The 14325-nt window shown below is 56.2% G+C and carries 12 protein-coding genes; 3 read left to right on the top strand and 9 right to left on the bottom strand.

From position 1 onward, the window contains the following. Positions 1-417: a DUF134 domain-containing protein gene (locus PKY88_07625; protein ID HOQ05064.1), complete on the top strand. Its 417-nt coding sequence runs from the start codon at positions 1-3 to the stop codon at positions 415-417. On the opposite strand, the gene PKY88_07620 is transcribed toward PKY88_07625, so the two are convergent. From PKY88_07620 to PKY88_07605, 4 genes are all read right to left on the bottom strand, one after another. Then, positions 408-1673 (bottom strand): dicarboxylate/amino acid:cation symporter, encoded by a 1266-nt coding sequence (locus PKY88_07620; protein HOQ05063.1) that lies wholly within the window; start codon positions 1671-1673, stop codon positions 408-410. The genes PKY88_07625 and PKY88_07620 overlap by 10 nt on opposite strands. A 134-nt stretch (positions 1674-1807) precedes the next feature. Beyond that, entirely contained in the window at positions 1808-2572 is a 765-nt protein-coding gene (locus PKY88_07615) for a DUF2185 domain-containing protein (protein HOQ05062.1), read from the bottom strand. Between the two features lie 334 nt (positions 2573-2906). Then, positions 2907-3440 (bottom strand): hypothetical protein, encoded by a 534-nt coding sequence (locus tag PKY88_07610; GenBank protein ID HOQ05061.1) that lies wholly within the window; start codon positions 3438-3440, stop codon positions 2907-2909. Then, positions 3440-5437: a glycoside hydrolase family 127 protein gene (locus tag PKY88_07605; protein ID HOQ05060.1), complete on the bottom strand. Its 1998-nt coding sequence runs from the start codon at positions 5435-5437 to the stop codon at positions 3440-3442. Before PKY88_07605 ends, PKY88_07610 begins: the two co-directional genes overlap by 1 nt. Positions 5438-5599: 162 nt before the next feature. On the opposite strand from PKY88_07605, the gene PKY88_07600 reads away from it, so the two are divergent. Next, complete coding sequence (locus tag PKY88_07600; protein HOQ05059.1) at positions 5600-6757, top strand: peptidylprolyl isomerase; 1158 nt, start codon at positions 5600-5602, stop codon at positions 6755-6757. A gap of 553 nt (positions 6758-7310) precedes the next feature. Here PKY88_07600 and PKY88_07595 read toward each other — a convergent pair. Continuing rightward, positions 7311-8339: an FAD:protein FMN transferase gene (locus PKY88_07595; GenBank protein HOQ05058.1), complete on the bottom strand. Its 1029-nt coding sequence runs from the start codon at positions 8337-8339 to the stop codon at positions 7311-7313. 53 nt (positions 8340-8392) lie between these two features. Between PKY88_07595 and PKY88_07590 the strand changes: the two genes are divergently transcribed. Next, on the top strand, positions 8393-10177 hold the full coding sequence (locus PKY88_07590; GenBank protein ID HOQ05057.1) for a TIGR03960 family B12-binding radical SAM protein: 1785 nt from the start codon (positions 8393-8395) through the stop codon (positions 10175-10177). 37 nt (positions 10178-10214) lie between these two features. On the opposite strand, the gene PKY88_07585 is transcribed toward PKY88_07590, so the two are convergent. The 4 genes from PKY88_07585 to PKY88_07570 form a co-directional block, all read right to left on the bottom strand. Continuing rightward, positions 10215-10916: a TIGR00730 family Rossman fold protein gene (locus PKY88_07585; GenBank protein HOQ05056.1), complete on the bottom strand. Its 702-nt coding sequence runs from the start codon at positions 10914-10916 to the stop codon at positions 10215-10217. A 95-nt stretch (positions 10917-11011) separates the two neighbouring features. Then, entirely contained in the window at positions 11012-12253 is a 1242-nt protein-coding gene (locus PKY88_07580) for an agmatine deiminase family protein (protein ID HOQ05055.1), read from the bottom strand. Between the two features lie 50 nt (positions 12254-12303). Then, positions 12304-12966: a hypothetical protein gene (locus PKY88_07575; GenBank protein HOQ05054.1), complete on the bottom strand. Its 663-nt coding sequence runs from the start codon at positions 12964-12966 to the stop codon at positions 12304-12306. Positions 12967-13225: 259 nt separating this feature from the next. Beyond that, complete coding sequence (locus PKY88_07570) at positions 13226-14281, bottom strand: LacI family DNA-binding transcriptional regulator (protein ID HOQ05053.1); 1056 nt, start codon at positions 14279-14281, stop codon at positions 13226-13228. Between the last annotated feature and the right edge of the window lie 44 nt (positions 14282-14325).

Here is a 14325-nt window from a genome sequence, read left to right as displayed (position 1 = left end):
ATGCCTCGCCCGCCGTTTTGCAGACGCATCAGCGGCCTGCCGGTTTGTCGGTTTTATAAACCGCAGGGCATTCCCGCCTCGATGCTCGAACAGGTTATCCTGACCGAAGACGAATGGGAGGCCGTTCGTCTGGCCGACAAAGAAGGGCTCTATCACGAACAGGCCGCTGAGCGGATGAATGTTTCGCGGCAGACCTTTGGACGCATTCTCGAATCCGCCCGCCGCAAAATTGCGGATGCCCTTGTCAGCGGCAAGGCCCTGCTGATCCAGGGGGGATGCGTGGAGTTTACGGCACCGACTTTTCCTCCGGCGGGTCCGTCTGCTCCGCCTCGTGCTGTTCAGGGTCCGGACGAATCGGTTCATCCGGAACCGCATCGTCCCTGCGGACGCCGAGGTCGGCATTGGCATCAGCCGTAGCCGTTTCTGGCGTCCGGGGCTTGGCGGGCGGCGCCGCTGTCCAGCCAGTTTCTGCCTTCCAGCAGCCGGGCGATGAGCATCGCCGCCGCCGTATCGCCGCTCGAATTGACCATCGTCGCCGGCGGGTCCACCAGCGTGCCCAGCAGGGCAATTACCGGCAGGGCCTCCGGCCCGAACCCATACAGCGATACAAGAATCATTTCCCCCAGAAAGCCGCCGCCCGGGATGCCGCTCATCACCATCCCCGCCAGCAGGGCCGCACCCACCGCTCCGGCCAGCACCTCCGGCCCGGAAAACTCCCGCCCGAACAGGGCAAACAAAATTGCAATCTTCAGAATCGCCGCCAAACATGTGCCGTCCATATGAATCGTCGCCCCCAGCGGCAGCACAAAACGGCGGATATCGTCCGGGATTCCAATGCGTCCGGCTGCCTCCAGATTGGCCGGCAGGGCTGCCAGACTGCTGCCGGTGCCCAGCGCCGTCAGCGAGGCGGGCCAGATGTGCTTCCAGAACCGCCCGAGCCCCTCTCTTCCGCCCGCCCAATAGGCGTATACCGAAAAACCGGCAACAAAATACAAAAACGCCAGCGGATAATAGACCAGCACCGCCCGTCCGTAGGTGCCCGCCAGCTGCGGACCGAACACCCCGACCAGATAGGCAAAATACGCCGCCAGCCCGATTGGTGCATAGCCCATAATCAGCCGAATCAGCCGACCCATCACGGCGGCTCCGGAGTTCAGGAACGCCCGAAAGGCCCGGCCCTTGCTGCCCGCTGCCTGCGCCGCCAGCCCCGTCAGAATCGAAAACACAATCAGGGCCGCCATATGTTCCCGGTCAAACAGATTCGAAAAGTTGGGAACCGTCAGCGTCTCGGCCAGCGTCTGCCCCAGCCGGACCGATTCGCCCGCATTCGATGGCGCAGCCGACAGGGTCAGGCCCCCCACCGGATTGAACAGTTTAACCGCCCCAATCATCAGGCAGGATGCAATTATCCCCGTTCCGGCAAACACAACCAGCATCAGAACGGCCATCCGCCCCAGCCGTTTTGTTTCGCCGGCGCCCGCCGCCGCCGAACTGAGCGAAAAAAACACCAGCGGCACCGCCGCACAGTACAGCAGATTCAGAAAAATATCCCCCAGCGGCTTGAGCACCTCCGCGCGATGTCCGCCGAACCAGCCCAGCAGTCCTCCAATTACCGCCGAACCCAGCAAAATCCCGGTAAAAACTCCGCTTGAAAGAATCGATTTCGAAGGCATCCGTTCCTAAAAACCCTTTTATCTTCTTCCAATTTCCCGCAGGAAGGACAAAGAAACACCAAAGTATTGTCTTTACGGATTTCGTCTCTTTTTCCCGTCCTCTTCGTTTGACTCTTTGCGGGGAAATTTCTTTTTTACGTTTTCACAACCCCCAGGGTCTCCCAGATTTTCTCGATTTCCCGTCGGTCCGCCTCTGAGGTATAGTACACCGCCAGATGCAGTTCCTCCTCGGGGGTAAAGCCGAACAGATAGACGCCGTGCAGTTCCTTGTCGGCCACGGTTTCCGTCAGCGAATACCGCAGTTTGACCATGCCCTCTTCGTCGCGCCGCTGCAGGTCGGCCGCTTTTTCACTCTTGATGGAAAGGATTCCGTTGACCCGCTCTTCAATCGACTGATTGTTGGCGGTATAGACATCCATCCAGATGGTCAGCCCCGGCCGCCAGAGCACCAGACTGCCGCCGTCAATCCGCCGAAACATCCGTCCGCTGATGTCAAACCGCCAGCACTGCGGCACCAGCACCGTTCCGGCGACCACCGGCGGCAGCAGGATGATTTCCGGCTCTTCCGTATCCGGACTGGTCACTTCCAGCCGGCCGGCAGCGTTTCGCTCAATCTGCGTCCCCGGCGGATACATCAAAAAGGGGATAATCTCCGGGTCATAATTGGCTATTGTATTGATATCCAGCAGCGAAATGTGCTCCGGTTCGTCCAGATATTCCTCGGTCTCTCCGCCTCCCAGAAACCGCCAGCCGCTGTCGGCCTCCTCATCAGGTTCTTCCCGCACCATGCACTGAACGCGGTGGCCGTCCACGGCAATCTTGTCCGAAACAAAGCCGAACCCCAAATCGGGCACTAAGGACTGAATCTCCGAGGCTGCCAGTTTGTATTTCTTTTCCATCGGCTCACACTCCTTTCTGAAGAGTTTGCCTCTCATTCTACCCGCCCCTGCCGCCCCCCTCAACAAAATAACCCGTGAAAATCCGCCTGCACAAAAATTGAGTGAAAATCAAATTTCTCCTTCTATACCTCCGACAGAGCCGTTTTTTCCTGAAACGTCCATTCCTGCTTTGTCATTCTCTCGCAGATTTCTGTCATTCCCGCGCAGGCGGGAATCCATCCTTTCGAAAAGCAGCCCGTGGCCGGGCTCCGGCAGCCGGCTCTTTCCGCTTCCCGACCAATCACGGACAACTACAACTGATAACTGTTAACAGATAACTGTCGTTAGAGAGACGTCAGATTTTCTCCGGGGCGGCAGAGCGGACGGCATCCAGAAATTCCTGCGGCTGCTGCGTGCCGATGAGTATCCTTTTGCCGTTTTTCAGTTCCAGCTGGATTCCCTGATTGCCGCGGATGTTATACGCCGTGCCGGCTTGCCCATATCGAATCCCCCAGCCGCCGTATTCGAGAATCGGCGAATAGCTGCGGGCATACAGCCGCTCAATCTCCTTCCAGGCGATTCGCTTTCGCAAAAACGTCAGCGGCAGGCATACAACCTCTATGCCCTCCTTTCTTACGCGGGTGAGCATTCCCCCCGAAGCAAGGAGCCCATCCACCGCGGCCGTCAATGCCCAGCAAAGCCACAGGAGCCCTCTTAAAGCTCCTGACAGGGCCCCCTTGAACTGCAGGAAGAGAATGACCCCTCCAAAAACGGCAATTCCTGCCCACAGAGGCACCTGCAGCAGGAGTCCAAACCGCTGCCGCTCTTCGAACAGCGGCATAAAAACTTCTTCCCAGGGTTCGGAGCCGGCTGATTTGTTTGTCTCCATTATTTCTGTCCCACAGCGGTTTCCGTATACGGAATCCACACCGCCATCGGCCCTTTGCCGCGATATGCCCAGGCATAGTATGGAATCGCCTCGAACTTCCGCGGCGTTCGGCGGATTTGGCCGTCCTCGCCTCGGCCGATTTCCGCCGCCGTGCCCCGCAGGACCACCAGCCCGCCCAGCAGGTCCGCCCGATACACCGCCTCCAGCGGCGCATCCTTTTCAACCATCACACTCAGCACCTGCCCGCCTTCCACATCCGGCCACTCCAGACAGTACACCAGCGGTCCGCGCTGAAAGGCCGTCTTGCCGATGTTGTCCTTGACCCGCTCATCACAGGTAATTCGCCGCACGGGCATCGGCAAATCCAGCATCACCGTATCGCCCGCCTTCCAGAGCCGGTCGATAACGGCATATCCTTTCTGGATTTCCGGCTCGATGGGCTGTCCATTGACGGCAATCGCCGCCGGCCGTTCCAGCGGTTTTGTAAACGCGTACAGCGCTGAAGAAGAAAAAACATCCGTCGCCCAGTCAGGTATTCGTATCTTCAGCACCATCGGCAGATTGTCCGATTCCGGCAGAATCTGCAGGAGTACCTTGCCGTCCCACGGAAAATCCGTCTCCTGCAGGATTCGCACAGTTCCGCCGTCGGGTTTGAGCCGGGCCTCCGACTGGCCGAACAGGTTCACATACACTGCTTTGCCTCGCACGGCATACGCATACCCCGAAACGGAGGCCAGAAACCGCGTGATATTGCCCGGACAGCAGGCGCAGCCGAACCATTCGCTTCGCTCGTAATTGCCCGCCGACTCCAGCGGATTGGGATAAAAGAACCGCTTGCCGTCCAGCGATACGCCTGAAATGACGCTGTTGTACAGGGCCCGCTCCATCACATCGATATATTTGGATTCGCCGTCCAGCAGAAACATTCGATGGTTCCAATAGACATTGGCGATGTTGGCGCAGGTCTCGCAGTAGGCGCTGGCGTTGGGCAGTTCATAATCGTTTCCGAAGGCCTCTCCCTGATGGCGCGCTCCGATGCCGCCGGTCACATACAGTTTTCGGTTGGCCACGTTGTCCCAGAGGGTATGAATCGCCCGGATAAAGTCCGCATCGCCGGTCAGGGCCGCCGCGTCCGCCATCCCGCTGTACATATAGCCGGCCCGCACGGCATGTCCGACCGCCTCGGTCTGCTCCACCACCGGGATATGCGACTGCATATAGGCGTCTTTGTGTCCGGTTCGTCCCCGCTGATTGAGGAACCACCGGGCCTGGCGGAGGTATTTTTCATCGCCGGTGACCCGATACAGTTTCACCAGTCCGATTTCAATCTCCTGATGGCCGGGGACGCCCTCGTGTTTGCCCGGCCCGAACGTTTCACAAATCAGATCGGCGTTTTTGACGGCGATATCCAGAAAGGTCCGCTTGCCGGTGGCCAGATAATGCGCTACGGCCGCTTCGTACATATGCCCGGCATTGTACAGCTCGTGGCTGGCGGGCAGATTGTCCCAGCGCTCCTTGTCGTAGCAGCAGGTGATTTGGCGTTTGCCGCCTTCGCGGGCATTGGCCGTATAGGCCGTGTACAGATAGCCGTCCGGCTCCTGGGCGGCGGCGATATACCCGATTAACTGATCCAGATATGCCTCCATCTTCGGGTCCGGCTTGACCATCAGCCCGTACGAGGCCCCTTCAATGATTTTGTAGGGGTCGGTGTCGTTAAACCCGAATTCTCCTTCCCAGCGGCCTTCCATCAGTTTGCCGGCAATCTTAAAATTGTCGATGCGGTGCGTCTTTTCACACATCTCGAAGGCAAACGGAATCGTCACCGTCCGATTAGTTTCGATCCGCGGCTGCCAGAATCGGTCCGTAAACCGCACCTGCGTAAACGGCACCGGCTGATACGGATAATCCGCCCCGGCCCAAAGCAGCGGATTTGACAAACAAAACAGCACAGAACAAAGAACAGCGCAGACATTCCGATTCGGACCCGGGCGCTTCATAGAGACCTCCAGCAAGCTCGTTTCAGGTTCTCGTTTTTGTCCGATGATACTCGACGCCCTCTGGCGGGTCAATCGTCGAGCAGGATAGGGTTTTTTCTTTTGCCCCAGCGGTACGTCCGCTATAATCTCCGGCGGAAAAAGGATTGTTTCAGGAGATGTTTTATGGAGCAAACCGTTCGAACAGGCAGGGGACTGATGGGGCTGTATGCGGCAGGACTGTTTCTGTTTGCGCTCGGCTGCGGCTCCAAAATCCCGCAGGGAAAGTTTACGCAGGAGCAAATGCTCAATATCCCGCTGGCCAATCGCTACAATCTGCCTGCCCCTACCGGCGGGATGGTGTTAAAGGTCGGCTCCAATACGCTCACATCGGAAGAGATTCTCTCCGTGCCTCAGCTTCAGGAGACCCTGACTCCGCTGGCCAAACGCGGCAATCTGGCCGCCTATGAAGCCCAGGCTATGCCCCTGCTTCGAAGCGTCATCCGCTCCAAAGTCGCCGACCTGCTTCTCTATGAAGAGGCCCGCAAAAACGCCCCCGAAAACATCGACGAGCAGCTGGAGGCCGCCGTCAAGAAGGAAATCGAACGCTTCATTGCCGATTACGACAATAACGTCGCACTGGCCGAACAGGAACTCAAACGGATGGGAATGGACTGGCGCTCCTTTCAGGAGTACAACAAGAAACTCATCATGACCCATTCGTTTATCTCCGCCACAGTGATGGAAGAAAAGAAATTCACCCGCCGGGAACTGCTGGATTATTATGAACAGGTCAAAAACGAGCAGTTTTCCCGCCCCGGGCGGCTGCAGTTTCAGCTGATCGAGCTGGTGCCTTCGAAACTGACCTCCGAACAGATTCAGGAAGGCGAAACCCCCGAACAGGCCGCCCGCCGCATCGCCCAGGAGATTCTCAGCAAACTTCAGCAGGGCGCTGATTTCGGGGAGCTGGCCAAACAGTTTTCCCACGACCCCTTGGCCTCTGCAGGCGGGCTGTGGGCCCCTGTGACGATGGGGACGGATTCTCTGGCCCGTCCGTATGACAAAATAGAGAAAATTGCGGAAACTCTGACTGTGAATGAGGTAAAGGGGCCGTTTGAAGAAGAAGGCCGGCTCTTTCTTGTAAAATTGGTCTCTCTAACGCCCCCGGTCTCCAAATCGTTCGATGAAGTCCAGAATATCCTCGAATCCCAGCTTCAGTTTCAGCATAAGAATCGCAAATACAATGAGTTAGTTGAGAAGGTGATTAAAAGGGCCGATTTTGTCGAGTTAGAGCGATTTGCTGAGTTTTGTGCCAATGAGGCCTATCGGCGGTGGAGTCAATAAATGCCCGAAGCGTCTCGGAGGAAAATCTCCAAAAAAACACGGCCCTGTTTTTTTGTAAATATATTGTAGTCAAGAAGATACAAAACATAGCCGTCGTTTTTGTTGTATTCCGCCCCCTTTTTGGATATACTAAGCATAGTAGAAAACAGTCATGGCTTCGGTCATGGGGGAATGAAGACTCTTGTGAAGGGGTTCAAAAATGACACGGTTTTATGAGAAGATTTGGCACCCGTTCTTTGCCGGCAAGAAGCGCATCCTGATTCTGGCTGTCGCCGCGTACATTGCGTTGTGCTGAACCGTAAAACCAATCTTTGAAAGGACTTAATTCGAAAACGCCGGGGAAAGACCACCGCCCCCCGGCGTTTTTTCTGTTTGAAGCATCCCCTAAAAACAAAAAAATCAGGGGCTCCGACCCCATCAGCCCCTGATTTTATAGGCCTGCGTATAGAAGCGGCAGGCACTGATTTTGGTGTCCTTTTATAAATAGTCCGCCCAACCCCCGGCCGTCATTGATAGGAAAAATAGAAATTTTTTAAATTCAGGACATTCGCATTTATTTCAGGAGATAAGCGGCGGCGCCGGAGGTGAAAATCAGCTCCTCGGGTTCGTCGGCAGCAATCACAATCGCCTCCGCTTCCGGCAGCGATTCAATTAATGCCAGCCCTTTTTCCCGGCCCAGCACACTCACAGCGGTTGATAAGGCGTCGGCCTCCATCGCGCTGGGGGCCAGAATCGTCACACTGATTAACTCGGCGGCCGACTCGCCGGTAGCCGGATTGAGGATATGGCTGAATCGTTTCCCGCCTTTCTCGACGAACCGGCGATAATCTCCGCTGGTGGCGACGGCCAGCTCGTCCAGCCGAATCTTGGCGCTGAGGGCCTCGGCTCGGGGGTTCTGAAGGCCGATAGTCCAGTGTTTGGCGGGCGGCGGAGGCGTTCCAAAACAGCGGATATTTCCTCCGACATCGACCATCCCGCCTCGAATCCCCAGTTCTTTCATCGCCCCGATGGCCGCATCAACGGCATAGCCCTTGGCAATTCCGCCCAAATCCAGCCGCATTCCCTCCGCCTCAAACCGCACGGTCTGCTGCGCCGGATTCAAAATCACTTTTTCATACCCCACCCGCTTTCGAGCCTCTTGAATCTCTTCCGGCGTCGGTTCGATTCCTGTTTTTTCCATCCGCCGCCACAGGGCCACGAGCGGTCCGACCGTACTGTCAAAAGCCCCGTTGGTCAGCTGACTGTATTGCCGGGCCGCACACAGCACGGCAAACAGGTCCGGACTGACCTGCACTTCCTGTTCGAATGCTGTTTGGTTTATCTGGGACAGTTCAGAATTCGGGTCGCGGTCATTCATTGTCCGCTGGACGTTTTCGAGGACGTCAAAGGCGGCCTGAATGGCCCTGCGTGCGGCTGCCGGGTCGTCGGCCACAGCCGTCACCTGCACCACTGTCCCCATCATCAGATGAAATCCGCTGTTTTCGACCGCAGGCGGCTTGTATTGCCGGTGCACCCACACCGCCGCCGCGGCCATGAGGCCGCCCAGCACGAGCCCAAAAAGAACGTCTAATTTTTCTTTCATTAGCGGCAAATCGATTCAAAAAAGGTCGAAATTGTGTATAATAGCCGCCCGCTATGATAGAACGGCCCATACAATCTGTAAAGGAACAAGTCAGCCGACGGCTCCTGCCCTTTGTGCGCAAACCCGCCCGATACATCGGCGGTGAAATCAATCAAATCTGCAAAGACCCGGCTTCCGTCGAGGTCCGAGTGGGCCTGTGTTTTCCCGATATTTATGAAATTGCCATGAGCCACACCGGTTTGGCGATTTTGTACGAGGTCATCAATCGGCTGCCGTGGGCTTCGGCGGAGCGCATTTTTGCCCCCTGGCTGGATGCCGAAGAGCGGATGCGAAACGAGCATATCCCGCTGTTTTCTCTCGAATCCCGACTGACTGCCGACAGTTTCGATATAATCGGGTTCAGTCTGACCAACGAGCTGTGTTATACCAATCTGCTCAATCTGCTGGATTTGGCGGGGCTGGCGGTTCGTTCGGAACACCGCCGCCCACAAGATCCGCTCGTCATTGCGGGCGGTCAGGCCGCTAACTGCGCTGAGCCGATCGCTCCCTTCGTCGATTTGTTTGTGCTCGGCCAGGGCGAAGAGGCCGTGGTTCAATTGCTGGAATTGTATCGGAAAAGCAGACAGCAGGGGGTTTCCAAAAGCGAGTTTCTCCTGCAGGCGGCCCGCATCCTGCCGTTTGTCTATGTCCCTTCTCTGTATGAGTGGGAGTACGATGATAGGCGTCTTTCTGTGCTGCGGGCTGCACATCCGGACATTCCCCTGCGCATTCACGATGCCGCCCTCGATGATTTTGAAAACGCCCCGGTACCGGAAGCCCCCATTGTGCCGTTTGTGCAGACCGTTCATGACCGAATCACGCTGGAGATTATGCGGGGCTGTCCGGGCCGGTGCCGGTTTTGTCAGGCGAGTTTCTGCCGGCGTCCTGTGCGGTATCGTTCCGTCGGACGGATTGTCGAACTGGCCCGAAAGCAGTACTGGAACACCGGCCACGACACCATCGGGCTTTTGAGTTTGTCCACCGGTGAGTACCCCTGGCTCGAGGAGCTTGTCGAGCGGCTGACGGCGTATTTTGGCCCGCTTCGCGTGGGCATTTCGATTCCCAGTCTGCGGGTTCAGCAGCAGCTGCGGCTTCTGCCCAAACTGATGACGTCCGTTCGCAAAAGCGGCCTGACCATTGCCGTCGAAGCCGCCTCTGAGCACTTGCGGCAGGTCATCAACAAGCCCATTTCGGATGCCGACCTTTTTGCCGGTGTTCAGGCCGCTTATGAGGCGGGCTTCCAGAGTGTCAAACTTTACTTTATGGTCGGTTTTCCCGGCGAAACCGAGGCCGATATCCTTCAAATTGTGGATTTATGCAATGCCGTGGCTCAGCTCCGCCGACAGGTTGCCGGCCGGCCTGCCTCCGTGACCGCCTCGGTCAGCTGGCTGGTTCCCAAACCTCACACGCCGTTTCAGTGGCTCGGGCAGAAGCCGATTGACTATTTTCAGCAGGCCCGCCGTCTGCTGCTGGAGCGCAAACAGCAGCTGCGGGCCGGCACTGTTCAAATCAAATATCACACCATCGAACGAAGCATCCTCGAGGCGGCGATGGGGCGCGGCGGCCGGCGATTGGCCGATGTTATCGAGACCGCCTGGCGGCAGGGGGCCAAGTTTGACCTGTGGGATGAAACGTTTGATTTCCAGCGCTGGCAGAATGCCTTCGCTGCACACGGTCTGGATGTTCATCAGGAGGCCCAGCGTTCTTTTCAGCCCGGACAGCTGCTGCCCTGGGCCCATCTGGGCGGCCCGGAAGAATCCTACCTGCTCAAACACTACCGCCAGGCCCTTCAGGTTTGAAAAGGAACGAAGTAAAAATCTGTGAGACGTGTGCTATTTACTGCCCGTCTGTCCATTTGCGGATTCCCGGCGGCTGTTTAATGCCTCCGCGGCCGTTGGACAAGTGAAAGTCGCGAATAATATCCGCTGCTTTCTGCGGGTCGTCGCAGATCGTAAAAACCTTCAGGTCTTCCGGGTCAATAAAGTGGTGCTTTTTCTGCATGACTTCCGTCAGCCACTCCACCAGACCGCCCCAGAACTCACTGCCCATGCAAATCACCGGAAAATAGGCCTGTTTGAGCGTCTGAATCAGCACGAGGGCCTCAAAATATTCATCCATTGTGCCGAATCCGCCCGGCATCACCACAAATCCGTGTGCATATTTGAGGAACATCACTTTGCGGCAGAAGAAATAGCGGAAGTGCAGCGACAGATTCTGATATTGGTTGGGAATCTGCTCGTGCGGCAGTTCGATATTCAGCCCGATGCTTTTTACCCCCGCCCGCCGGGCTCCTTTGTTGGCCGCCTCCATAATCCCGCCGCCTCCGCCCGTAATGACGGCAAATCCCGCCTTGCCGATTAAATAAGCGGTTTCTTCAGCCATGTTGTAGAAGCGGCTTCCCCGTTCCTCACGGGCGGAACCAAAAATAGATACCGCAGGTCCGATATTGGCCAGCTCCTCGAATCCTTCGACGAACTCGGCCATAATCCGAAAGATTCGCCACGGCTCTTCGGCAGGCAATTTACTGTATTCTGTCATCCAAAATCTCCAGAATCAAAAAAACTCCATATCTATATCGGCCAGTCGGGCCTGAAAATCAAGTGCCTTTTGGGAAAGGAGAAAGACGAATACCGTCAATACGAACGTTCGAGCACTTTTGTGCAGCACCGAAGGGAACCGCCGTACATGGCACTGAGGGCAAAGCCGTCAATTCCAATGACTTGGAAGCCCGCCTTTTCCCAAACGCCGGCGGCGGTTTGGTCGAAACCAGCCCACCCGTACAAAGGCAGGTAAACCCGGCGGCCTTCCGGCCCTGTTTCCTGAAGGACATTGGTGTAGGTGATTTCCGGATAGCGAATACAGGGGGCTGTTTCATTTGCTTCTGATGCTGACTCGGTAGAGGGGGTGTTGCGGGGAACAGACAAGTAAGGGATTCGGATGACTTCAAACCCCTTGCGGACAAACTCCTCGGCAATTCGGTCCAGCACAGGGGCAATTGCCCTACAGTGCTGAATAGCTTCCTGAGTGAGCCCTTGGGTGTCAGGCGGCTCTGTCTTCCGTTCCTGCCGCTCATACAAAACTGTGGTACGTTCATCCCCCAAAAACATATGTCTGCACCGTTCTTCGAAGTCCGATACTTCCTGAGCAGATTGCTCCAGCTGCTGCTGCGCCAGTTTTGCTCCCCAGTTGGGGTCCGCCAGGATGATCCGTTTTGCTCCCAGCGGAGCCAGCATCATATCCAGATGTCCAATCGGCTGCGGGCTGGGACCGACCACCCAAATCCGCCGACCGAGCTCGTTCTCAAATTGCCGAACCGTCCGAGCGGCACTTTGATTGCGTTGTGCGGCGTTCAGCACAATTGTATCGCTGCCGATATAGACGAACTCTTCATCCGAAACGATGTTTCCCCCTTCAAAGATAAAGCGGCTCCGGCGGACGGGCCAGCCGAGATATTCCTCCAGCAATTGTGCAACCCGAAGGTCGTCTGCTCGTTCGAACATCGCCGACAGGAGCAGTCTTTTTCGTCCGGACGGATGACAAAGTACCAAAAAGGGGTCCTGCGGCCATATCGTCATTTCTGTGTCGGCGGGAACTGTGAAAAACTTCACGCGCCCCGGGAACGGGTCATACGCCACCCGAAAAGCCGACGGGTCATTCACCGCCAAAATCACCTCCGTGTATGCCGGAAGGTGATTGATGATATGATTAGTCAGCTGTGCATTAGCCAGCAGAGCGCGCCGCGCGCTGTTGACGCTGCAAACTGCTTTTTGAATTGAGCCGCCGGTATCGGCCAGAAGTGTATAGTTTCTTTCTCTGGGCCGAAGCCAAAGCAGCGCAGCGCATACAATCAATCCATACGCCGCGCTCTTTTGCATCCTGCGCAGGCGTTTGTTCATTCAATTATTGGAGGTAAAGTTTCAACCTGTTACCGCCGTCGAATCGCAAGCAGTCCGGCTCCGCCCGCCGCCAGCAGCAGCGATGCCGGCTCCGGAATCCCCAGTGCATACGTCCCCGGCACGTCCATGACCGCCCAAACGTATTCATTGGCCGCATCGTTGCCGTAATAACCCAGTTCAAAGACGGGGGAACCCATCCGGCGAATGGCTGTAATTGCTTTTCGGCTCAGGACCCTGCCGCAGGACCTCCACATTCGCCGGGCTTGGTCTTTGCGAACCAGCCGCATCAGGGTCAGATTTTGCGGGCGCAGTCCCTTGGCTCGAATCCGGCTGCGGTCATAGCCGAGCCGAATCCTCGCCTTGGCTCTTGCCGGCAATTCCCGAAGCCGCTCGCCGGTCATCTCGTTCTGAACGGAAAGCCGCAGAGCAAGGGTTTCGTCTATCAGCTGAAAACCCGGCTCAACCGGTGCAGCGCCGGCGGTTACCCCTTCAATCTCCACCCGGAAACCGAACGCAGTGGTGACGGGGTTATGAATCCGTACACCGGTGACCTCTTCCATGTGGTCATAGGAATAAAGGACAATATCTTCACCAGGTGCCACAACGGCTGTAACCGCCGCTTTTGCAGATTCGGAACAGATTCCTGCCCATAATACGGCTGCCATGAAGCAGTAAAGAAAAGTTTTGCTCATATTGATTCCTCCTCAAAAAAGATGACTTCGAATAAAAACAAATGATTGCCTCCGGATGTATCTATTTATGATAACACTTCACATCGGTCTGTCAAGATTTTTGCAGAAACAGTTCGTGGAGAGATTTTATTGGGAAAGCATTGAAGGGATAATCGATACACAAAAAACAAAAAAACGCTCCCCCCGGAACAGAGCGTTTTTTTGTTTTCGTTTGCAGGCCGTGTTCATCCGGCCCGCACACACCCACCCGCAGGAACCCTTACAGGTTTGGTACCGGGCCGGTGGTCTGGGCCTCAAAAAACTGCACCGGCAGCAGTACCTTCAGGGGCGGACTTTTCGGATAGCGGATGCGATTCAGCAGCCGCCGCAGCGATTCGGCCCCCAACCGAAGCGCCGGGACGGATATGCTGGTCAATCGCGGGCATCCGAGCGTGTTGTCTTCACTGTTGTCGAAACCCGCTACCGAAACATCCCCCGGAACACGAAGCCCCCGATCAAACAGTCCTCGGCAAAGCAAATAACCCACCCAGTCATTGGCACAAACCCACGCACGAACTCCCTTTTTCACACGTTCGAGCACTCGGTCCAATTGTCCGTTCAGGTCCAGCTCTTTATCCTCGAGCGTCCCGGGGCCCAGTTGACAGACGTTCTCGGGGACAAAAGGCAGACCCAGCCGGCATAGGGAGTTGACATACATCGCAAAACGATTTCTGGCAAAGACCACCTGACCGCAGTTGCCGAAAAAGCCGATTTGCGTATGGCCGTGCATAATCAGATGGTCCATCAGCATCGAAATCCCCTGATTCTCATCCACGCTGATGACGTCAATCGGCAGGGGGGAGTAATCGTAAAGAATGGACACACACGGGAAGGTTTCTGACAGCGTGCGAACTACATCCATCGGCCAGTGATTGGCCAAAATCAGCCCCTGAATCTGTCCGTCCCGCATCGCCGGCGGCTGATTTTCCGGATAGAGAATCTGTCGGCTGTCTTCCTCTTCAATATAGTGCACAACGAGGGACACATTCATCTTGGCGCACTTTTCGCTCATTCCGGCAAAATAGTGCGTATGCTGCCACTCGTGGTGTTTTCGCAGAATCAGCACCCCAACCATGCAGGGTTTGCTTTCTTCTTCGATGGCCTGGCGGATGTGAGTGCCTGTATCGTAGCCCAGCTTGGTGGCCATATTCAGGACACGCTGGCGGGTTTCTTCGTTGATGTCGGAGTAGTCACCGCGAAGGGCTTTCGAAACGGTCGCTACAGAAATGTTTAATTTCTCCGCGATATCTTTCTGATTGACCCGTTTCTGTGTCATAATAGGCAATCTATCGAAAATTAACGAAAAAGTCAAGTCTTTTT

Source organism: Anaerohalosphaeraceae bacterium, assembly GCA_035378985.1.
Lineage (GTDB): Bacteria > Planctomycetota > Phycisphaerae > Sedimentisphaerales > Anaerohalosphaeraceae > JAHDQI01.
The sequence above is the reverse complement of the archived record's forward strand: the minus strand, read 5'-3'. Positions and strand labels throughout refer to the sequence as shown.